Origin of the sequence: Aeromonas sp. 3P, from assembly GCF_051919745.1 — a bacterium.
Taxonomy (GTDB): Bacteria; Pseudomonadota; Gammaproteobacteria; order Enterobacterales; family Aeromonadaceae; genus Aeromonas; species Aeromonas veronii.
On sequence record NZ_JBQBED010000001.1, the window covers coordinates 3668621 to 3690000 of the forward strand.

18 protein-coding genes (1 of these 18 cut by a window edge) are annotated in these 21380 nt (G+C 59.6%); 11 read left to right on the forward strand and 7 right to left on the reverse strand.

Annotated elements, in window-relative coordinates:
• Positions 1 to 37: 37 nt before the first annotated feature.
• The gene (gene rpoS, locus ACTG19_RS17100; protein WP_005335504.1) at positions 38 to 1021 is read left to right on the forward strand and encodes an RNA polymerase sigma factor RpoS; all 984 of its coding nucleotides are present in this window, start codon (positions 38 to 40) and stop codon (positions 1019 to 1021) included.
• 97 nt (positions 1022 to 1118) lie between these two features.
• On the opposite strand, the gene ACTG19_RS17105 is transcribed toward rpoS, so the two are convergent.
• The gene (locus tag ACTG19_RS17105; RefSeq protein WP_193860972.1) at positions 1119 to 2156 is read right to left on the reverse strand and encodes an alkene reductase; all 1038 of its coding nucleotides are present in this window, start codon (positions 2154 to 2156) and stop codon (positions 1119 to 1121) included.
• Positions 2157 to 2355: 199 nt separating this feature from the next.
• Here ACTG19_RS17105 and ACTG19_RS17110 point away from each other — a divergent pair, with 199 nt between their 5' ends.
• Positions 2356 to 2922: a TetR/AcrR family transcriptional regulator gene (locus tag ACTG19_RS17110; RefSeq protein WP_439989314.1), complete on the forward strand. Its 567-nt coding sequence runs from the start codon at positions 2356 to 2358 to the stop codon at positions 2920 to 2922.
• Between the two features lie 106 nt (positions 2923 to 3028).
• Here ACTG19_RS17110 and ACTG19_RS17115 read toward each other — a convergent pair whose 3' ends face one another.
• Entirely contained in the window at positions 3029 to 3982 is a 954-nt protein-coding gene (locus tag ACTG19_RS17115) for a LysR family transcriptional regulator (protein ID WP_113739763.1), read from the reverse strand.
• A gap of 155 nt (positions 3983 to 4137) precedes the next feature.
• Here ACTG19_RS17115 and aguA point away from each other — a divergent pair, with 155 nt between their 5' ends.
• Positions 4138 to 5235 carry an agmatine deiminase gene (gene aguA / locus ACTG19_RS17120; RefSeq protein ID WP_156853531.1) on the forward strand — a complete coding sequence of 366 codons (1098 nt, stop codon included), beginning with the start codon at positions 4138 to 4140 and terminating at the stop codon, positions 5233 to 5235.
• A 127-nt stretch (positions 5236 to 5362) separates the two neighbouring features.
• On the forward strand, positions 5363 to 7066 hold the full coding sequence (locus ACTG19_RS17125; RefSeq protein WP_421196382.1) for an amidase: 1704 nt from the start codon (positions 5363 to 5365) through the stop codon (positions 7064 to 7066).
• Between the two features lie 117 nt (positions 7067 to 7183).
• Here the strand turns inward: ACTG19_RS17125 and ACTG19_RS17130 are convergent, their stop codons facing one another.
• Entirely contained in the window at positions 7184 to 8242 is a 1059-nt protein-coding gene (locus ACTG19_RS17130) for a hypothetical protein (RefSeq protein WP_439989315.1), read from the reverse strand.
• 656 nt (positions 8243 to 8898) lie between these two features.
• On the opposite strand from ACTG19_RS17130, the gene cphA reads away from it, so the two are divergent.
• Together cphA and ACTG19_RS17140 are read left to right on the forward strand one after the other, a co-directional pair.
• A complete protein-coding gene (cphA, locus tag ACTG19_RS17135) occupies positions 8899 to 9663 on the forward strand; it encodes a CphA family subclass B2 metallo-beta-lactamase (RefSeq protein WP_081043470.1) in 765 nt (254 codons plus the stop codon).
• A 215-nt stretch (positions 9664 to 9878) separates the two neighbouring features.
• On the forward strand, positions 9879 to 11150 hold the full coding sequence (locus ACTG19_RS17140) for a hypothetical protein (protein ID WP_439989316.1): 1272 nt from the start codon (positions 9879 to 9881) through the stop codon (positions 11148 to 11150).
• Positions 11151 to 11233: 83 nt separating this feature from the next.
• Here ACTG19_RS17140 and ACTG19_RS17145 read toward each other — a convergent pair whose 3' ends face one another.
• From ACTG19_RS17145 to ACTG19_RS17155, 3 genes are all read right to left on the reverse strand, one after another.
• Positions 11234 to 12484, reverse strand: a complete 1251-nt coding sequence (locus tag ACTG19_RS17145; protein WP_439989317.1) for a DEAD/DEAH box helicase — start codon at positions 12482 to 12484, stop codon at positions 11234 to 11236.
• A gap of 98 nt (positions 12485 to 12582) precedes the next feature.
• Complete coding sequence (locus ACTG19_RS17150; RefSeq protein WP_439989318.1) at positions 12583 to 14052, reverse strand: GGDEF domain-containing protein; 1470 nt, start codon at positions 14050 to 14052, stop codon at positions 12583 to 12585.
• A 156-nt stretch (positions 14053 to 14208) separates the two neighbouring features.
• The gene (locus ACTG19_RS17155) at positions 14209 to 14673 is read right to left on the reverse strand and encodes a hypothetical protein (RefSeq protein ID WP_439989319.1); all 465 of its coding nucleotides are present in this window, start codon (positions 14671 to 14673) and stop codon (positions 14209 to 14211) included.
• A gap of 198 nt (positions 14674 to 14871) precedes the next feature.
• Between ACTG19_RS17155 and ACTG19_RS17160 the strand changes: the two genes are divergently transcribed.
• Entirely contained in the window at positions 14872 to 15780 is a 909-nt protein-coding gene (locus tag ACTG19_RS17160) for an SAM hydrolase/SAM-dependent halogenase family protein (protein ID WP_019446189.1), read from the forward strand.
• A 191-nt stretch (positions 15781 to 15971) separates the two neighbouring features.
• The gene (locus ACTG19_RS17165) at positions 15972 to 19010 is read left to right on the forward strand and encodes a cytochrome c peroxidase (protein WP_439989321.1); all 3039 of its coding nucleotides are present in this window, start codon (positions 15972 to 15974) and stop codon (positions 19008 to 19010) included.
• Positions 19011 to 19081: 71 nt separating this feature from the next.
• Here ACTG19_RS17165 and ACTG19_RS17170 read toward each other — a convergent pair whose 3' ends face one another.
• The gene (locus ACTG19_RS17170) at positions 19082 to 19642 is read right to left on the reverse strand and encodes a gamma carbonic anhydrase family protein (protein WP_005335471.1); all 561 of its coding nucleotides are present in this window, start codon (positions 19640 to 19642) and stop codon (positions 19082 to 19084) included.
• Between the two features lie 197 nt (positions 19643 to 19839).
• Between ACTG19_RS17170 and ACTG19_RS17175 the strand changes: the two genes are divergently transcribed.
• The 3 genes from ACTG19_RS17175 to ACTG19_RS17185 form a co-directional block, all read left to right on the forward strand.
• On the forward strand, positions 19840 to 20481 hold the full coding sequence (locus ACTG19_RS17175; RefSeq protein ID WP_439989322.1) for a ribonuclease T2 family protein: 642 nt from the start codon (positions 19840 to 19842) through the stop codon (positions 20479 to 20481).
• Positions 20482 to 20553: 72 nt separating this feature from the next.
• Complete coding sequence (locus tag ACTG19_RS17180; protein WP_113739754.1) at positions 20554 to 20832, forward strand: helix-hairpin-helix domain-containing protein; 279 nt, start codon at positions 20554 to 20556, stop codon at positions 20830 to 20832.
• A protein-coding gene (locus ACTG19_RS17185; protein WP_113739753.1) for an NAD(P)H-dependent flavin oxidoreductase crosses the window boundary here: on the forward strand, positions 20829 to 21380 show its 5' portion. 495 nt of this gene lie beyond the right edge of the window; 552 of the gene's 1047 nt are visible here — the first part of the coding sequence; it begins with the start codon at positions 20829 to 20831; its stop codon lies off the right edge, out of view. The genes ACTG19_RS17180 and ACTG19_RS17185 overlap by 4 nt, the downstream gene beginning before the upstream one ends.

Consider the following 21380-nt stretch of genomic DNA (forward strand, 5'->3'; position numbering starts at 1 on the left):
AGACCGTCTTACTCTGGTAACGTCAGGGAGACACACCATGAGCCAAGAACAACTGGTAATGCAGGATGCAGAGTTAGAGTTTGACGCTGAACCCGAATCTCACGAGGTAGAAGAGTTGCAGGAGGTTGCCGCCGAGGCGGACGAGACTATCTCCGATGAGTTGCTGGCACCTGAGCTGAACAAGGTGATGGATGCCACGCAACTCTATCTGGGGGAGATTGGCTTCTCCCCGCTGCTCACTGCCGAAGAGGAAGTCTATTACGCCCGTCGTGCCTTGCGGGGTGACAAAGCTGCCCGCAAGCGCATGATCGAGTCCAACCTGCGACTGGTGGTGAAAATCGCCCGTCGTTACAACAACCGCGGCCTGGTGCTGCTGGATCTCATCGAAGAGGGCAACCTCGGTCTTATCCGTGCGGTCGAGAAGTTCGACCCCGAGCGCGGCTTCCGTTTCTCCACCTACGCCACCTGGTGGATCCGCCAGACCATAGAGCGGGCCATCATGAACCAGACCCGCACCATCCGTCTGCCCATTCATGTGGTCAAGGAGCTAAACGTTTACCTGCGCACCGCGCGTGAACTCTCTCACCGTCTCGATCATGAACCGACCGCAGAGGATATCGCCTTCGCGCTGGATCGTTCGGTGGACGACGTGAACCGCATGCTCAAGCTCAACGAGAAGATCACCTCGGTGGACACCCCCATCGGTGGCGATCGCGACAAGGCGTTGCTGGATGTGCTCTCCGACGAGCGCGGCATGGGGCCTGAGCTGGAGTCACAGGAAGATGATATGCGTAGCAGCATCGTGCACTGGCTGGAGGAGCTCAATCCCAAGCAGCGGGAAGTGCTGGCTCGTCGTTTCGGTCTGCTGGGTTACGAGCCCGCCACCCTCGAGGATGTGGGGGCCGAGATTGGCCTGACCCGCGAGCGGGTACGCCAGATCCAGGTGGAGGGGCTGCGCCGTCTGCGGGAGATCCTGTTGAGTCAGGGGCTCTCCATTGAGGCCCTCTTCCGCACCAATTAAGTCCGCACCAACTGATCAGCGCATCAGCCAGATAGCACGAGGGGAGCAACTGCTCCCCTCGTTTTTTATTGCCTGTCGTCTGGCGATGGCTTCGTGGTTATACCAGCTCAGCCAGCATGGTGTCGGCGTAGGGCACCAGTGCTTCTCCCTTCTTCACCTTGGTGAGGTAGTCCGGGTTGGCGATAAGCGGACGACCGATGGCCACCAGATCGAAGCGGTTGGCCTCGATGGCCGCAGCGGCGCGCTCGGCGTCGTAGTTGCCCACCCCGACCAGATTGCCCTTGTAGTGGGCGCGCAGATAGTCGGAGGCACGGCCACCCAGATAATCGAAGGTGAGGTTGTCATCAAAGATGCCGAGGTGGATATAGGCCAGCGGGCGATCGTTCAGCTTGCCCAGCAGGTAGTCGAACACGGCGCGATCTTCCGGGCTGCCCGCCAGATGGACATAGGCACCCGGGGAGAGGCGAATACCAACCCGATCACCGCCGATGCGGGCGCTGATGGCATCGACCACTTCCAGCGCGAAGCGGCTCATCTTTTCCGGGCTGCCACCATAGTTGTCGGTGCGCAGGTTGGTGGAGTGGTGCAGGAACTGGTCGATCAGGTAGCCGTTGGCACCGTGGATCTCCACCCCGTCAAAGCCCGCCTCGATGGCGTTGGCAGCGGCCTGGGCGTAATCCTGCACCAGCTGGGCGATTTCCACCTCGGTCAGGGCACGCGGCACCTGATAGGTCAGCTCGCGCATGCGGGGCACAGTGCCCTCGTGCGCCACGGCAGAGGGGGCCAACACTTCAGCCTGATGGAAGAAGGGGTGGGAGAGGCGACCGACGTGCCACAGCTGGGCGAAGATCTTGCCGCCCTTGGCGTGCACTGCGCTGGTGACTTTCTTCCAGCCATCGATCTGCGCCTGGGTGAAGAGGCCCGGGGTATTGGGGTAGCCCTGCGCGTCGGGGCGGATGATGACGGCCTCTGAAACAATCAGGCCGATGTCGGCGCGGCGGCCGTAATAGGCTGCCATCTGCTCGGTCGGCACCAGACCTGGGCCTGCCATGCAGCGGGTGAGCGGGGCCATCATGAAACGGTTGGCCAGGGTCAGAGTGTCATTGAGTCGATACGGCTGAAACAGGGTATTCATGATAGGTTGTCCTGAACGGGTTATTCTTGAACGTGCATTCAAGACGTTTTTTGCGTCGGGCGCAAGCTTTTTTTGAATGCGCGTTCAAGAAGGTTGGCCCGAGCGGGCGGCTGGGGTAAACTTGCCGCCCTTTCCAGCCACTCTTTATCGGCGGGCCCTGTTGCCCCTTGCCGGTGAACCATTTCCCACGGGAGGAACCATGCGCATAGCCGAGTTTGATCGGGACGAGGTACTGCGAAATGCCATGGAAGCGTTTCGCGCCAAGGGATATGCCAAGACCACCATGCAGGAGCTGGTGGCTGCCACCGGCCTGCACCCGGGCAGCATCTACGGTGCCTTTGGCAACAAGCGCGGCCTGCTGCTGGCGGCGGTGGATCACTATGTCGAGGACAAACGCACCCTGCGCCGCACCCTGCTCGACAACCCGAGCCCGCTGGCGGGCCTTGCGGCCTATCTCGACCGGATTGTGGGGGAGGCGCTTTGCGGCTCCTGTCTGGTGACTCGCACCATGATGGAGCTGAGCGAGCAGGATGAGGAGCTGACCCAGCGGGTCAAGGGGATCTATGGCGAGCTGGAGCAGGATCTGGCCGAGTTGCTGACCCAGGCGCAGGCCAAGGGTGAGCTGGCCCCGGATAGCAATATCCACACCCTCACCACACTGCTGCTGATCAACCTGCAAGGGCTGGTCACCTTCGCCCAGTGCCGCCCCGATCGCCCCCTGCTCGACGACGTGGTTGCCCAGCTGATGCGGGCCCTGCGGGCGTAACGCGATATCGCAGAAACAACAGTGGCTCCCTCGGGAGCCACTGTTGTTTCTGGTTTCAGCCCTTCCTCGGCTTTTCCATCAATCTTTGATGCCAGACGCCGCGGTCTTACCTCGGCCCCACCAGCTCCTTCATCAAATCTTTCAGCCATACCAGCGCGGGTTGCTGGGCGTGCACGGGGTGCCAGACGCAGTTGAGGTGATAATCGGGCACGTCTGCGGGCAGCGGCAGGCTTTTCAGCGGCCAGTGGGTGGCGAGCAGCTCGGCCACCATGCTGGGCAGCACCAAGAGGTGATCGCTCTGGCTGACGATGGCGGCGGCGGACATATAGCTCTGGCTGTTGACCGAGATGGTGCGGCTAAAGCCCTGACTTTTCAGATAGCGGTCGAGGCTCGCCTCCGAGGTACCCAGCGGCGAGTGGAACACGTGGGGCATGACGATCAGCTGCTGCAAGGTGATGCGCTCCATCCATTGGGAGGGGTCATCCTCGGCACCGGCGGGGGCCGATTTGGCAATGGGCAGATCGGCGCGCACCAGTCCGGCCAGCGGCTCGGTGAGCCAGGTCTCCTTGCCCAGATACCCCGGCACCTGCATGTATTCGTCAAAGCCCAGCACCAGATCGATCTCGCCGCTTGCCAGTTCCGCCTCCGGCAGGGTGTCGCGCAGGATGCGGATCTCGATGGTGACCCCGGGCGCCAGCCGTCTGAGGCGCTGAATAAGCGGCGGGATCAGCACGCACTCCACGTAATCTGTGGTGCAGAGCACGAAGCGCCGCTTCGACTGGCTCGGCTCGAACTCTTCTTCCTCGGTGAGCTGCTGCTCCAGCAGCCGCAGCGCCTGCTGCACCCCGAGGTGCAGCCGCTGGGCGCGCGGGGTCGGCAGCATCCCCTGCGGGGTGCGTACCAAAAGCGGGTCACCGAGAAAGGTGCGCAGCCGGTTAAGGGAGTGGCTCATGGCGGGCTGGCTGATAAAGAGCGCTTCGGCGGCGCGGGTGACGCTGCCCTGCGTCATCAGGGCGTCAAACGCGAGCAGCAGATTGAGGTCGAGCTGGTGCAGTTTCATGGGGGGATTATTCGCCGTGTTTATGGGACAATCCATCCTATTCATTTGATGGATGGGGGCGCAACGTCTTAATCTGCGACCCACTCTTATTTTTCCGGGTTCCCGCGCCGCATCTGGCGTAAACGGGGGCCTCAATCCATGCAAGGAGCCTTGCGATGAGCATCAAGACCATTAACTCCACGCCGGCCGCCGACGGCTTCACCATGCCCGCCGAGTGGGCGCACCAGCAGGCCGTCTGGATGATCTGGCCGTTTCGCCCGGACAACTGGCGCGTAGCCGGTCGCTTCGCGCAAGAGACCTTCGCCAAGGTGGCCGATGCCATCGGTGGCGCGACTCCGGTCTTTATGGGGGTACCGGCCCAGTTTATGGAGCAGGCTCGTGCCATCATGCCCGCCCACGTCACCCTGGTTGAAATGGACAGCGATGACTGCTGGGCCCGCGATACCGGCCCGACCATCGTCACCAACGCTGCCGGCGAGTGCCGCGGTGTGGATTGGGGCTTCAACGCCTGGGGTGGTCACAAGGGCGGTCTCTACTACCCGTGGAATCAGGATGAGGAAGTGGCAGCCCAGATGCTGACCCAACACGAGATGGCTCGCTACGATGCGCCGCTGATTCTGGAAGGGGGCTCCATCCACGTCGATGGTGAAGGCACCTGCCTGACCACCGCCGAGTGTCTGCTCAACGAAAACCGCAACCCGCACCTGACCAAAGAGCAGATCGAAGCTTACCTGCGCGACTATCTGGGCGTCACCAGCTTTATCTGGCTGGACGAAGGCGTCTACATGGACGAAACCGACGGCCACATCGACAACATGTGCTGCTTCGTGCGTCCGGGTGAAGTGGCCCTGCACTGGACTGATGACCAGAACGATCCCCAGTACGCCCGCTCCGTGGCCGCCCTCAAGGTGCTGGAAGCGGCGGTCGATGCCAAGGGTCGCAAGCTGAAAGTGTGGAAGCTGCCCCAGCCGGGCCCGCTGTTCTGCACCGAAGAGGAGTCTGCCGGCGTCGAGAGCGGTACCGGTGTGCCGCGCGAGGCAGAAGGCCGTCTGGCCGGTTCCTACGTGAACTTCCTCATCACCAACGATCGCATTGTCTATCCGCTGCTGGATGCCGCCACCGATGGTGAAGCCCAGCGCATTCTGGAAGAGATCTTCCCGGAGCACACCGTGGTCGGCGTGCCGGCCCGCGAGATCCTGCTGGGCGGTGGCAATATTCACTGCATTACCCAGCAGATCCCTTCAGGTCAATAAGCTGGTCGAAGAGTGTAGAAATTCAAAACCCCACTCCGTGGGGTTTTCTCTCTTGATGGTGTGATGGTCGCAGGCGCTGATGCGGCGATCATCATGACAAACAGTCACCCTTTTACAGGAGATCCCCATGATCGAAGTGACCGAGGTTTCCATTGCCGAGCTGCGTGCCGCGCTCGAATCAGGCCGCACCACAGCGGTCGAACTGGTCAAGGCCTATCTGGCCCGGATCGAGGCTTACAACGGCCCCGAGACTGCCACCAAACTCAATGCCGTGGTGGTCGCCAATCCCGATGCGCTGAAAGAGGCCGAGGCTTCTGATGCCCGCCGCGCCCGTGGCGAGACCCTGAGCCCGCTCGACGGCATCCCCTACACCGCCAAAGACAGCTATCTGGTCAAGGGGCTGACCGCCGCTTCCGGTAGCCCGGCCTTCAAGGATCTGGTGGCCCAGCGCGATGCCTTTACCGTTGAGCGCCTGCGCGCCGCCGGTGCCATCTGCCTTGGCAAGACCAATATGCCGCCGATGGCCAATGGCGGCATGCAGCGCGGCGTCTATGGCCGTGCCGAGAGCCCCTACAACGCCGACTACCTGACCGCGCCGTTTGCCTCCGGCTCCTCCAACGGCGCCGGTACTGCCACCGCCGCCAGCTTCTCCGCCTTTGGTCTGGCGGAAGAGACCTGGTCGAGCGGCCGTGGCCCCGCCTCCAACAACGGTCTGTGCGCCTACACCCCGTCCCGTGGCGTCATCTCGGTGCGCGGCAACTGGCCGCTGACTCCGACCATGGACGTGGTGGTGCCCTATGCCCGCACTATGAACGATCTCCTGGAAGTGCTCGATGTAGTGGTGGCTGACGATGCCGACACCCGTGGCGATCTGTGGCGCATGCAGCCCTGGGTGCAACTGCCCAAGGCCTCCGAGGTGCGTCCGGCTTCCTATCTGGATCTGGCTGCCAAGGCCGATGCCCTCAAGGGCAAGCGCCTCGGCGTGCCGCGCATGTTTATCAACAAGGATGAACTGGCCGGCACCAGCGAAAACCCCGGTATCGGCGGCCCGACCGGTCAGCGCATCCATACCCGCGAGACCGTGATTGCCCTCTGGGAAGATGCGCGCAAGGCGCTGGAAGCCGCTGGCGCGGAAGTTATCGAAGTGGACTTCCCGCTGGTCTCCAACTGCGAAGGGGACCGACCCGGCGCGCCGACCGTGTTCAATCGCGGCATCGTGAGCCCGGAGTTTCTCAACGACGAGCTGTGGGAGCTCTCCGGCTGGGCGTTCGACGACTTCTTGCGCGCCAACGGCGATCCCAAGCTCAACAAGCTGGCCGATGTCGATGGGCCGAAGATCTTCCCCCACGATCCGGGCACATTGCCGAATCGCGAGGGCGATCTGGCGGCGGGCATGGACGAGTACGTCAATATGGCCAAGCGCGGCATCAAGCGCTTTGACGAGATCCCCACAGTGCCGGACGGCCTGCGCGCTCTGGAGAAGACCCGCAAGCTGGATCTGGAGGAGTGGATGGACGGGCTCAAGCTCGACGCCGTGCTGTTCCCCACAGTTGCCGACGTCGCCCCGGCTGATGCGGATGTGAATCCGGCCTCCGCCGATATCGCCTGGAGCAACGGCATCTGGGTTGCCAACGGCAACCTCGCCATTCGCCACCTCGGTGTTCCGACCGTCACCGTCCCCATGGGCGTGATGGCCGATATCGGTATGCCGGTGGGGCTGACCTTCGCCGGTCGCGCCTATGACGACAACAACCTGCTGCGCTTCGCCTCGGCCTTTGAGTCCACCGGCAGCAAGCGTATGGTGCCGCCACGGACGCCGCCGTTGGTTTGATTGCTGTTGTGAGTTAAATATCTCGGGTTCATTCTGAGATAATGAAAAAACCACCCGTTATACGGGTGGTTTTTATATAGATATTTCATGCCTATTAATTTTGATGTATAAGGTTTTTTATTGCTCATTTATTAATTTTTTTAGTATCCGCTTAGGGTTGAATACTAGAGGGCCTATTTTATATTCCACTAATGATATTGCACCATCGAATAAATTCAATCTGTCATTTTGTAAACTTTCCAATAAAGATATTTTTTCTTTCGCTGATTGTAATTGTTCTTGTAATTTACCATTAGAGATATTTTGAAGCTCTATGATAGAGCTCTTAATATCACATTGTTGAGTAAAAAACATTACTTGTTGCTGTAGAGATTGAATAAATATTTTTGATTCAATGTCATTTTTTATTTGGTTTACTGGAATATGATCTGAATAAGGAAGTGATAGGTATAAATACAAGGCTTTTTCTATATTTTCTTTAAATGCACTTTCATCGTTTTTAGTAATGGTTAGAAAAGTGTATCCTTCTTTGTTTTCAGTCGATACGTCAGCATTAATCCCAATATGTTTCAGTAGTTCGCCGAACCATAAAACATATTGGGAACAGATTACTTCATAGCCGATTGGGAATTTGAAAATTTTAACTATCAATTCTGATTTTACGTTCATTAATAGTTCTTTTTCTAACTCTATTAGTTTTAATCTTGCTACATGTGCAAAACGTTCAATCTCATCAATAATATTACCATTTTCAATAACGTCCTTAACTTCAAAAATTAATCCATAGCCATCATCATCAATTAAGTCGACACTTTCACAAAAACCAGTGAGCTTTGACTCATAGTGTTGCGATATATATGCTGGTGGGACAAGTTCAGACCAATCCTTGTAATTGAAAACCAAGGAGTATTCTACTTCTATGTGATTTTTCTTTTTGTTTAACACAACCATTTCTAAATATTTAAATGACTGTGATTTATAGTTGTCAGAGATCATCAAACGATCAGGGAAAGAATCTACAGTTATATCTGATAATTTGTTTATGACATATCCTTTATCTCTTGGCTCCCAAATATAACTGTATTCATTGGTTTCTTTTTTGCTGATGGATGTGAGTAAATTGCCATCTAGGTAGATCTGCAAGGTATCATCAATATGTTCAAAAGTGATGCTCAACTTTGAATCTCCAATAATAAGTTTAATACTGTATTAGTTAGTATAATCTTTCTTTTGGGTTAGATTGAAGCCCATTTTTATATATCAGGCCGTAGGTTCGAATAGCGAAGCGTATTCGGACGATCGCGAACAGGTCGTGGCCGATAAGCAGGTGATATTCAGAGTTTCCTGTTGGCCTTGCCATGACTCGATGCTCGGCGGTATGCGAACGATTACGCTGCGCTAATCGACCCTACATTATGTGGCTTATTGTTACCTCCCCCCTCATCCCCAGCCCTTCTCCCGCAAGGGGAGAAGGGGGCAAATATGCTCCGCTGATTGTGCGTTGGCTCTGTGGTGCGGGTGAATATGAGTGGCTTGGAATTGGCACGGGCCATCCCCTCTCCCTCGGGAGAGGGCTAGGGTGAGGGGCTGCTATCTGTGTTGTCGTTTCGTTTTGAGCCTTTACCTCTCTCCACCTCCCGCACCGTCGATCGCCATATTGGTCGTGGCTCGTCGCCGATTCCCCCCTGATTTTTCTGCATTCCCCCAGACTTCACCTTCTCTTCACACAACCTCATTTTCCCCTCACAAATCCCCCGTATCTTCTGCCCACTGCTTAAAAGGCCCGGCTTGCCACAGGGGTGGCGAGGGGGCGGTTGGTTCGAGGGAGCAAGATGATGAAAGGTTGGATGAAGTGCGGATTGGCCGGGGCCGTGGTGCTGATGGCGAGTTTCTGGGGTGGCAGCGTGCGGGCGGCGGGGATCGAGCTCAAGCAGGTGAGTGGCCCTGTCTATGTGGTGGAGGACAACTACTACGTCAAAGAGAACTCCATGGTCTATTTCGGGGCCAAGGGGGTGACGGTGGTGGGGGCGACCTGGACGCCGGATACCGCCCGCGAGCTGCACAAGCTCATTAAACGGGTCAGCAGCAAGCCGGTGCTGGAGGTGATCAACACCAACTACCACACCGACCGGGCGGGCGGTAACGCTTACTGGAAGTCCATCGGGGCCAAGGTGGTGGCGACGCGCCAGACCCGGGATCTGATGAAGAGCGACTGGGCCGAGATTGTCGCCTTTACCCGCAAGGGGCTGCCGGAGTATCCGGATCTGCCGCTGGTGCTGCCCAACGTGGTGCACGATGGCGACTTCACCCTGCAAGAGGGCAAGGTGCGCGCCTTCTACGCGGGCCCGGCCCATACGCCGGACGGCATCTTTGTCTACTTCCCTGACGAGCAGGTGCTTTATGGCAACTGCATCCTCAAGGAGAAGCTGGGCAACCTGAGCTTTGCCAATGTGAAGGCCTATCCGCAGACCATCGAGCGGCTTAAAGCGATGAAGTTGCCGATCAAGACGGTGATTGGCGGTCACGACTCGCCGCTGCATGGCCCCGAGCTGATTGATCACTACGAGGAGCTGATCAAGGCGGCGCCGCAGTCATAGCCGCTGCGCGACAGACTGGCAGCAAGCCTTGCCATCGCTGCAATCAGCAGCCATAACGGCACACCACAAAACGCCCGCTTTCAGGAAATAAGCGGGCCTTTTGCGTTTGCGGTTTTTTTGGTGGCTGTGAGTGCGTGGCATTAACGCTGTTCAAGGGAGGGAGGCTTTCATAAGATGGCCCTCTCTCTTTTCCCTGAAAGTTATCCATTTTCGTTATGCAATACGCCTCTCTCGCGCGCCTCAAGCAGGCTTTTATCACCGGGATGTGGGCCTCGCTGGTCAGCATCGTTATCGGCTTCGCCTTCAAGGTGTGGCTGGCGCAGTGGGTCGCCAAGGGGGAGCTGGCGCTGTTTAACAGCGTGGTGGATTTGATCTCCCTCTCTTTTATCCTGATGACAGGTTTTCGCTCATCCATGGTGGTGAGCTACTCCCAGACCAAAAACGATCGGGACATCATCAATATCTTTCGCTACTTCCTCATCGGCATCGTGCTGCTCACCTGGGGGGCGGTGATCCCCTATATCAAGCACGGGCTCCATATCCGGGTGGAGTATCTGCAACTGGTGGGGGTCATTTTCGGGCTGGGGCTCAAGGTCTACTTCACCAATCTGGTGGCCATGTACCGGATGTATGAGCTCTCCAACCGGGTCACCTGGCTGGAGCCGCTGGCCAATGGCCTGCTGTTTATGGCTTGTTACTTTGGGTTCGGGATGGATGCGCTCCCTTCGCTCTTTTATGGGCTGACCTTCTCGTCGCTCGCTATCGCCGGTTATATGTATGTTTCGCGCCGTCGGGCTATCGCCACCAAGCCGCTGGCCAAGGTGGCGCTCGGCCCCGAGATGGTGAGCTATGTGAAGAAGAGCTTTACCGCCTCGCTGGAGGCGGGGGCCAGTATCCTGATGATCTACATCACTGTGTTGCTCACCATCCGCCACTTCAGCATCGATGAACTGGGGGATTTTCAGGTGGTGGTGCGCCCCATCTTCACCTATATGACCACCTTGTTTGTCTTCCCCATCTACCGCTTTGTGCTGCCTGAGCTGGCGGTCAATCTGCGCAACGGCGATCACCGCCAGATAAGGCTGATCCGCCGCTGGATCTTCAGTCTCTCCGCCATCGTCAGTCTGGCGTTCTTTGGCTTGATGCTGCTGGCGGGCAAGCCGCTGGTGTTGCTGTTCTTCCCCGCCGACTACGTGGGGGCGGTGCCCGTGCTGTTCCACTTCTCCATCTTCTTTATCTTTATGATGCTCAACGGCTATCAGCTCGCCTATATCAAGGCTCACGGTCACTTTACCCAGAGCTTGCTGATCCGGCTGGCTGGCATAGTGGCGCTGGTTGCCGCCTACTATCTGGTGGCCGAATTCACCGCCAACGTGGTGGCGATTATCGTGGCGCTGGGGCTTGGCTATATGGTGATGTTTATTCTCTCGACCCTGGCGGAGCGGCAGATCTTGCGATCCCTGCCACTGGTGCTGGCAACCCGTTAGGGGATCACTCGCCAAGAGCAGGCTCCTGTCAGATAACAAAAAACGCCCGTGCGGGCGTTTTTTTATTGGCGGTGCTGGGCGGCTTAGCGTTTGCCCTTGCCACCCTTGTTGCCAGCGAGAGCCTGCTTTCTGGCGCGCTGCTTCTGGGCCGCCTTGCTGTTGCGGCGCGGTTCGGGCTCAAAGCGGGTGAGATCCGGCTCAAAGCCGGGGAACCACTGCTGGGGCAAGCGGGTGTCGAGCACAGCTTCCACTTTCTCCAACAGCGGCGCATCTTCCGGGCTGAACAGGGTAATGGCGAGCCCCTTGTTGCCGGCGCGGCCGGTGCGACCGATACGGTGGACGTAATCCTCCGCCACAAACGGGAACTCGAGGTTAATCACGTAGTTGAGATCGCTGATATCGAGGCCGCGGGCTGCCACATCGGTGGCAACCAGTGCCTGCAGGGTGCCGGCGCGAAACTCCAGCAGCACCTTCTCCCGCGCGCTTTGCGACAGATCGCCGTGGAAGGCCAGCGCATTGATTCCCGCCTTGCCAAGCTGCTGGGCCAGCTTGTCCGCCCCCTGACGGGTGCGGCTGAAGATGAGGGCCGGTGCCCACCCTTTCACTTTCAGCATGTGTTCGACCAGCGCCAGCTTGCGATCGCTATCCACCGTGTAGACCCGCTGCTCTACCTCAGCCGCCGTGGTGTTGCGAGGTGCCACTTCAATCAGCTCGGGGTCACGCAGCAGCACCTTGCAGAGGGCAAACAGGTTGTCGTCGCAGGTGGCGGAGAAGAGCAGGGTCTGTCGATCCGCCGGGATCTGTTTGAGCAGCGCCTTGATCTCGTCCATAAAGCCCATGTCGAGCATGCGGTCCGCCTCGTCAAACACCAGATGGCGCAGGCTATCCAGGCTCAATGCCCCCTGACGCAGATGGTCGAGCAGGCGGCCCGGGGTGGCGATCAGGATATCCACCCCGGCTTGAAGCGCCTCGACCTGCGCCGCAATACTCACCCCGCCGTAGACCTGCGTGCTGGTGAGACCTGTCCCCTGGCCGTAGCGCGCGACACTCTCGGCAACCTGCACCGCCAGCTCGCGGGTCGGCACCAGCACCAGCGCGCGGATCGGGCGCAGGGACGCCATTTGCGGCTGTGCCAGCAACTGCTCCAGCAGCGGCAGCACAAAGGCGGCGGTCTTGCCGGTGCCGGTCTGGGCGCCTGCCATCAGATCCCGCCCCGCCAGAATGACGGGGATGGCGCGAGCCTGAATGGGGGTCGGTGCGGCATAGCCGAGTTCGCTCAGGGTCTGCTGTAGACGGGGGGAGAGGGCCAGTTCGGCAAAAGAGGTCGTGGACATAGAAGGCACCAGTCGGGGTTATCGCGGCCTGCGGCCACGATGCAGTGAGTGATCGTGGCCGCGATGGTAACAGAAGCTGGGGGAGCGGCAGAAGGCGGCTATGCCTCTGCGTCGTCCGGCAACGGGCGGATCAGCCGGATCTTTTTGCCCTCGTAGCAGGCGATGTTGTGCTTGCCGTGCTGTTTGACGTGGTAGAGCAGTTCGTCGGCCAGATGCACTGCCTCGGTGACGGTGAGATAGTCACGAATGCGGATCACCCCGGCGGAGAAGGTGATGGGGGTGGGCAGCTCGGGGATCCCCAATGGGCGATCCAGCAGGCGGCCAGCGGAGTGGATCATCATCTCGTCATCCTCCATCCCCTTGAACAGCACGATAAACTCCTCGCCGCCCCAACGGATGGCGCTGTCCACCTTGCGGATATTGCTTCTGAGATGGCGGGCAAAGGCGACCAGTGCCAGATCCCCGACGCCATGGCCATAGGTGTCGTTGATCGACTTGAAGTTGTCGATATCGAGGATCATCAGGTAGTCGTGCTCATGGAGCAGGCTCTGGCAGAGCACATCCCGACGTGGCAGCCGGGTCAGGTGGTCGGTGTGCGCCAGGGTGCGCAGCCGCAGGTAGATCTGCTTCCAGGCCACCATGCCCAGCAACAGCACGATGAGATAGACCTTGAAGGCCGCACTTTGCAGGGCCAGCTTGACGAAATCGAACCAGCTGTAGGACCACTTCAGATAGAGATCATCCCCCGCCTTGGTGCGCATAAAGGGTTTGCTCAGGCAGAGATGTCTCGGGCGGCAGGGCTCGGCGGCTTCAAACGATATGTTGGTGCGGGTCGGATTGATGGTATCGAAGGGTCGCAGCACATCGTTAAATGCTTCATCGACGGCGATGTCGATACCGAGCAGTCCGTATTTGTAACCGCCGCGCCCCGACTGATGAATGAAGGGGAAGTACATCACTATGGTGTTGCGCATGCTGAAGCTGTCGATCTCGATATCGGAGACAAAGGCTTCATCGGTGCTGCACAAGGGGCGGCCGGGGGCAAAGCTGGCGCAACCGAAGTAGTGATACCAGGCGGGCAGTGTCATCAGATCCACCTTGATCGGCGCCAGTCTGGTGGGCAGCACATTGTTGTCGGCCACCATGCCGATCAGCCGGTAGTCATTCCAGATGGTGTAGATGTTGATCACCTCCGGGTAGGAGAGGGCATAGCGGAAGGTGTTGAGGAGATTGGCGGCCGGGTATTGCAGCGGAATATCGGCAAAGCGGTATTTGCTTTTGAGGTCATACCCGTAGAGATAGTCGCTGCCGACGCTATTCGGGGGCGGTGGCTGATCGAGCAGATGGTGTTGTGCCAGATAGCTGGTGATGTTCTCCACCTTGAGGATCTTGGCTCGCTGGTAGAAGACCTCGAACACGTTCTTCTGTCTGGCGGTGATGAGATCCATGTCGTGCTGGATAGTGAGATAGGTGTAGTAGAAGACAGTGCCCAGCCCGGTCAGGGCGAGCAGGGCCAATCCGGCCACTTTGACGATGAACTGGCGAGCAAACGCGGATGGCCAGCGCAAGGCTGGGGGATTACCTGAAAATAAGGTCATAGGTGTCTGGGTGCAGTACCGATAGGGGCGCGGGCGCCATACGGGCAAAGTATACGCGAAGGAAATCCCGACAGGATCCACCGACAAACCTTGCCAGAAGCTGAAGCCCTCACCACTTATTTATCCCTACTCCACAATCAGCACGCTCTCGCTGGCCAGATGGTGCAGCCACTCCCTGACGATCAGCAGCACGGCCGCAAAGTGCTCGTCGCGGGGCAGCAAGCTGGCAGCGAGGGGATCCCCTTCCGCCATGGCGGCCAGCTGGCCAAAGGCTTGCTCCACCAGATCCCGGTCGAGCTGGTTGTCCCCCAGCGCTTCGGCCAGCGATGGCTGGCTGCGCAGGGTCAGCTGCAAGCCGGGCGGGATCTGCGGGGCGATGCGCATCAGCTCATCTTCCACCACCATGATGGCCCGCTCCAGTTCGAGCGGGGTGGGTGGCGCGTGGCGAAACGGTCCGGGCTGGATGGCGTGGGTGCCAAAGGCCAGCGGGTAGTGTGACGGGGCCGCATCTGGCTGGCTCAGCCAGAGCTGACTGCTCTGTTCACCAATCTCCAGCAGCAGGGTCATCATCTCCGGTGCGGGTTGTGTCATGGTGCTGAGCTCCTGTATTGTAAACGTTTTTCTGTTCTGCCTTTGATACCCCCGCCGCCGACGTTTGGCGAGCACAATTTCTGCGAGTCGTCCCTCACTTTGTTGCAAACCCCTTGCAAAAAAATCCATTGGTGGCAGTCTGGATGTCTAAATGGCTGTTGCCGTTTCGTTATCCTCAGATGATTCAGGAGTTCAGATATGGATATTCGCACCGCTCCCCGCGCCATTGCGCTCGCCCTCATGCTGGCAAGCGGCATCGCCGCCGCCAACGAAGCGCTGGTGATCCAGACCGATTTCGGCCTCAAAGATGGCGCCGTGTCGGCCATGAAGGGGGTTGCCTTCGGGGTGGATCGCACCCTGCCGCTCTATGACCTGACCCACGAGATCCCGGCTTACAACATCTGGGAAGCCTCCTACCGCCTCTACCAGACCCTGCAGTATTGGCCCAAGGGCACAGTGTTTGTCAGCGTGGTGGATCCGGGGGTCGGCACCGAGCGCAAATCAGTAGTGCTCAAGACCAGGAGCGGCCACTACATCGTGACTCCGGACAACGGCACTTTGACCCTGGTGGCCGAGCACTTCGGCATCGAGGCGGTGCGCCAGATTGACGAGAAACTCAACCGCCTCAAGGGCTCCGAGAAGTCCTACACTTTCCATGGCCGCGATGTGTACGCCTATACCGGCGCACGGCTCGCCTCCGGCGCCATCAGCTATGAGCAGGTCGGCCCGCTGCTGCCCGCCGAAGTGGTGAAGATCCCCTATCAGCCTGCGGTAGCCGAGAAAGATGGCACCCTCAAGGGCACCATCCCGATCCTCGATGTGCAGTACGGCAACGTCTGGACCAATATCGACGATGCCCTGCTGACCAAGGCGGGGATCAACAAGGGGGATAACGCCTGCATCAAGATCCGCGAAGGGGATGTGGTCAAATATGACGGCAAGGCCCCTTACGTCAGCAGCTTCGGCGATGTGCCGGAAGGTCAGCCGCTGGTCTACCTCAACAGCCTGCTGCAGGTGTCGGTGGCGCTGAACATGGACAGCTTTGCCGCCAAACATCAGGTGCAATCCGGCGCCAACTGGCATATCAGCCTGAAGAAGTGCTCCTGAAGATTGTCGGGCTTTCGACAAGCGGGTTTGAAGCAAGAGAGGGCAGCCAAAGAGGCAGCCCTCTCTCATTGGGTGGTAAGGCGTTGCGGATAAGGAGTTGTTGTCAAAAAGCATATTAATTGAATGCAATTGATAATGATTGGTATTTGGTTGGATAATCGCGCACTTGTCTGACCACTCAACCATACCGAATGAAAACCAGCCTCTTACTGCTCAGCCTGCTGGCTCTGACCGCATGCAATGACAATCACAGCAATACGTCGGTGGCCCCCTCACCCGAGGTGACCCCGCCGGTCGTCAAGCCGACCGAACCGCCCATCACTCCGCCAATAGTACCGCCGGAAACTCATACCCGGGTTCCTCTGACCATTGAGGTCAATGTGGCTGATCGACTGGGGGCGGGAGCACAGCTTGAGGTGAGACAGGTCGCCACCGGGATCCGCGTGCAACAGGCCATCGAACCGGGCCAGCTTGCCCGCATCACCTTGCCTGAAGGTCTGCAACTGGATCAGCCGCTGGAGCTGCTTGGCAGCGACGAGGGCTATCTGCTGCGAGCGGTATCGGTGCGGGTGGTGGATCTCTCGGCCGGGATCACGCTGGCACGCCGCAACAGCGTGCCGCGGCTGGGGTTGAACGAGGAGGAGACGGCACTCTTCCTGCTGGCGGATCAGAGCGGGGATGGTTCCCTCAGTCAGGCCGAGTGGGGTAGAGCAGAGGAGATCCGCCTGCAGCAACAGGCTGTTATTCAGGATTACGCAGCCTTCCTGCTGGCCCAGCGCCAGCCGGGCGCCGTGCTCGACTATGCCGACAGCTGGCAGATGCTGTTGGCCCTGCGTGATGACAAGCAGGCGCGGAGCTGGTATCAGCGCAGCAACAGTGCCCAGATCCAGTCCGCCCGTACCCAGCTCTATCCCGCCAACCCCAGCCAGCCGGACGAGCCGGAGACGGCAGATCTGCTGCGCCTCGATGAGCAGGGGCAGCTGGTGGTGCGTAGCCCCTGGCAGTGCCTGCACGATGTGCGCCCAGTCAGCGGGGTCAAGGGTAGCCAGTACTGGCTGTATGGCAGTGACACCAGTGCGTTGAAGGTTGCCAGCCAGCCACAACTGGCTGCGGGGCTGACCGCTTGCGGCCGCAGCGACTGGCGCCTGCCGACCCTCACCGAGTTCGAACGGCTGCTGAGCAGTGACAAGTCGGCATGGCGCTATCCCAATACCTTTGCTGTTGGCCTGCCCGCCCAGACCTGGCTGCAGGATGGTGCGGGTCAACCCCGTCTCTATCAACTGGCGACCCGAACCTGGCTGGATGAGGGAGAGGGGAGTCTGCTCTGGTATGCGCTGGCACCCTATCCGGTGCGCCCCTCCGTGGTGCGCGACAGCCGCAAGCCGGACATGGCGGTTCTGCGCGCCCAATATAGCGGTTCATCGGCCCAATGGCCTGCCGCCCGGGTGGATGAAGGAGTGGAATGGCAGGAGCTGGGGCCGCTGCCGGCGGTTCCCTTCCCGGCCGACAACCCCTATAGCCGGGCCAAGGTGGTGCTGGGTCAGCAGCTCTTTTTCGACAAACAGCTCTCCAAGGGGCGGGATATCAGCTGTGCCAGTTGCCACGATCCGCAAAAGGGGTGGAGCGACGGCCTGAGCGTCTCGGTCGGTCATCTGGGCCAGAAGGGGAATCGCAACGCTCCTTCCATCCTCAACAGCGCCTTCAGCTCGACCCAGTTCTGGGATGGGCGGGTCGCCACGCTGGAGGAGCAGTCGCTTCACCCGATCCAGAACCCCATCGAAATGGCGCTGAGTCATGACGAACTGCTGGCCCGCTTGCAGGCCAGCCCCGACTATCAGGCTGCTTTTGCCACCGCCTTTGGCGATCAGGGGATCACGCTGGAGCGGATCGCCAAGGCGATCGCCACCTTCGAACGCACCATCATCAGCCGAGACAGCGATTTTGAGCGCTTCGTCAAAGGGGATAGTCAGGCACTCAGTGACAAGGCGCTGTGGGGGATGCACCTCTACCGCACCGATGGCCGCTGCATGAACTGCCACTCCGGCCCGCTGTTGAGTCAGCACGGGTTCGAGAGTGTGGGGCTCACCTATTACGGTCGTGGCAAGCTGGAAGATCGCGGGCGCTTCCTGCAGACCCGCAACAAGGCAGATATCGGTCGCTTCAAGACCCCCAGCTTGCGGGACGTCGCCTTTACCGGCCCCTATATGCACAACGGCATCTTCCCGATCCTGGCCCAGCGTATCGGCAGCTCGGTGCAGGGGGTGGTGGCCATGTACAACTTTGGCGTGACCAAGTGGAGCAGCGGGGTCGGCTTCCCGACCGGTGCGGACCAATATGATCCCTTCTTCCCCAAAGCCTCCGATCACCTGCATGCCCTTGGCCTCAGCAATGACGAACTCGATGCCATCGGCGAGTTTTTGCGCAGTGCTTCGGCCGAGCCGCGCCGCACTCCGGCCACGGTTGCTGATCTGCGGGTGAGTGAGGCGGATGACCCTACTCCGGTGGGAGCGGTGATCACCGGCTTGGCCGTGCTGCCTGCCCAGCCTCAGCTGGAAGTGGGGCGGACGCTTCCTCTGCAACTGCAGTGGCAACTGAGCGATGGCTCTCTCGGCCCGCTCGATGGGCCTGTTGAGTGGCGCAGCGAACAGCCGGAGTTCGCTACCGTGAGTCCGCAGGGCGAGGTGCGCGGTGTGGCGGTCGGTACAGCACGACTGGTGGCGACCACGGCTCGTCACACGTTGACCGTGACGGTGCAGGTGGTGGATGCCCAGCCCGATTTTGCCCGGGGCTGTCGTCAACCCGAGCTGGTGGCGGGCAAGCTGGCCTTTGTCTGCCAGCTGACCAGGGACGAGGCGGAGCGTCTGTCTATCTCCTATGACGGTGTGAGCAGTGACAGCGATGGCGACTACAATCCCTTCCCGCTGGAGTATGTGACCATGGGTCAGGCGCGGGCGCGGGATTACTGCCAGCAACTGGTGGCACACGGTCATGATGACTGGCGTCTGCCGACCCGGGCCGAGCTGGAGGTGCTGTTTGCCGCCTACAACAAGGATGGCGCGACGGATCAGTTGCTTCAGCAGCAGGGGTGGCCGCTCTACAACCGCTACTGGAGCAGCGATGCAACTGCCAATGACGATGGTGAGCTGCCGTTGCTCGATCTGAGTACTGGTGATCCGCTGTGGGATCTGGTGGATGAAGCTCATGCCGCCACGTGCGTCAGGGCCATCTAGCCTTCATATAGAGTCAGATGAAAAACGGGCGCCTCGGCGCCCGTTTTGTTCTCTGGTAATAAAGAAAGGGCTCAGAACTCGTTGGAGAGCGCCTTGTACCCTTTGACCAGATCGATATTGGTGTGGGCCACGTCCTCGGAGAACTCGGCGGCATCTACCGAAACCCGCGGGATATGGGTCAGATCGCTCTGCTGGTTGATGCGGGTGGTGGAGGGGACGTAGAACTCCGGCGGCAGATCGCAGCCATCGATCACCGAGTTGTGACGCACCACGGCACCGTCACCGATATGGCAGTTGAACAGCACGCTGTTGAAGCCGATAAAGACCCGGTTTCCCACTTCGCACGGTCCGTGGACGATGGAGCGGTGGGCGATGGAGGTGTACTCGCCGATGGTGACGGCGGCGCCGGATTTGGAGTGGATCACCACCCCGTCCTGGATATTGGAGTTGGCGCCGATGACGATGGGTTCCATATCTCCACTCTCATCCACCTCGTCGGCACGGATCACCGCATAGGGGCCGACAAAGACATTCTCTTTGATGATCACCTTGCCGCAGATGATGGCGGTCTTGTCGATATAGGCGGATTCGTCGATGACAGGCAGATGGCCGGAGGGATTCTTGCGGATCATGTTACATCCTGTGGTTGCTTGAAATGATGCGGTGGCGCACCCGGCGCCAGGATGCCAGCTTACGCCTCGTTATTATCCGGTGAAACCCCGAAGTGGTCTGACCCTTGTCGCAAGCCTTGGCGGGAGCACTGTTTCCGCGCGCTGGAATATGGGAGCATTGCAGCCATTCCCGAGTTGGTTGAAATGGATATATATAGATGAAGAAGATGATTGCCCTGCTGGCGGGTGGTTTGTTGCTCTCCTCGGCCGCACAGGCCAAAGGGGAGGCGGGAGAGTTTGATTATTACGCCATGGCGCTCTCCTGGTCGCCCGAGCACTGCGCCGTCAAACCGGCGGATCGGGACCAGTGTTCCCGCAAGCTGGGCTTTGTGCTGCATGGTCTTTGGCCCCAGTACGATCGCGGTTACCCCAGCAACTGCACTCGCGAACGGCTCGATCCCGATATGGAGAGCGAGTTTGCCGACCTCTACCCCAGCCGTTTCCTCTATCGCCATGAGTGGGAGAAGCACGGTACCTGCTCCGGCTTGAGCCAGCAGGCCTTCCATCAGCTGGCAAGCGATCTGCGCCAGAAGGTGAAGATCCCGGCGGCTTATCAATCCCCGGAAGAGCCGCTGCGCAAAACCAGCTTCCAGCTCAAGGCCGATCTGGCTAGCGCCAACGAGTGGCTGGCCCCCGACAACATCACGGTGGCTTGCGCCGATGGTGGCCGCTTCCTGCGGGAGATCTACATCTGCGTCAATAAAGAGGGGACGGATGCGGTCACCTGCTCCGCCGAGATGCAAAAGCGCGAGCGCCGCTCCTGCGGTCAGCCGGACTTCCTGCTGCGCAGCGTGCGTTAAGCCTCCACTCTCTCCATCGGGCCCCTTGCGGGCCTGATGTGTAACCACGGTTATCGGAAAGGAGTCTGACAGATGGATGGCAACAACCGGTTTGGCCCGCAAGAACGGGCAATGTTGCTCGGGGTGAAAGGGGTAGGGCCGACCGTTATCGGGCGGCTCGAACAGCTGGGCTACCATACCCTGGCCGGATTGGCCGAGGCCGACACCACCCATATCGTCCAGCTGGTGGCCAGCATGTTGGGCTCGACTTGCTGGCAGAACAGCCCGCAGGCGCGCAGTGCCATCGACGGTGCCATTGCGCTGGCCCGCGCACATCTGGTGGCGGACGCTGCAAAAGGGGTGAATGGATGAGCCTCTTTAGCGAACTGGGGATACGTTATCCCATTATTCAGGCGCCGATGGCCGGTGTGCAGGGTAGCGAGCTGGCGCTGGCCGTGACCCGTGCGGGCGGCTTGGGCTCCTTGCCTGCCGCCATGCTCACATCAGCGAAGCTGCGCAGCGAACTGGGGCGCCTTGCCCAAAGTGGCCTTGGGCCATTTAACATCAACTTCTTCTGCCATCGGCAACGGGAACCTGATCCCGTTGCACTGGCCCGCTGGCAGCAGTGCCTTGTTCCCTACTACGCCGAGTTCGGCATACTTCCCCCAGCGGTCACGATGGCGCCAAGCCGTGCACCTTTCAATGAGGAGCATGCCGCCATGGTGGCTGAGTTCAGACCGGCGGTGGTCAGCTTTCACTTCGGCTTGCCCGCACCCGAGCTGCTTGCCCGGGTGAAGGCTGCGGGGGCCAAGGTATTTGCCAGTGCCACCACGGTTGCGGAGGCCGTATGGCTCGCTCAACACGGCGCCGATGCCATCATCGCTCAGGGATTGGAGGCGGGCGGTCATCGCGGTCATTTC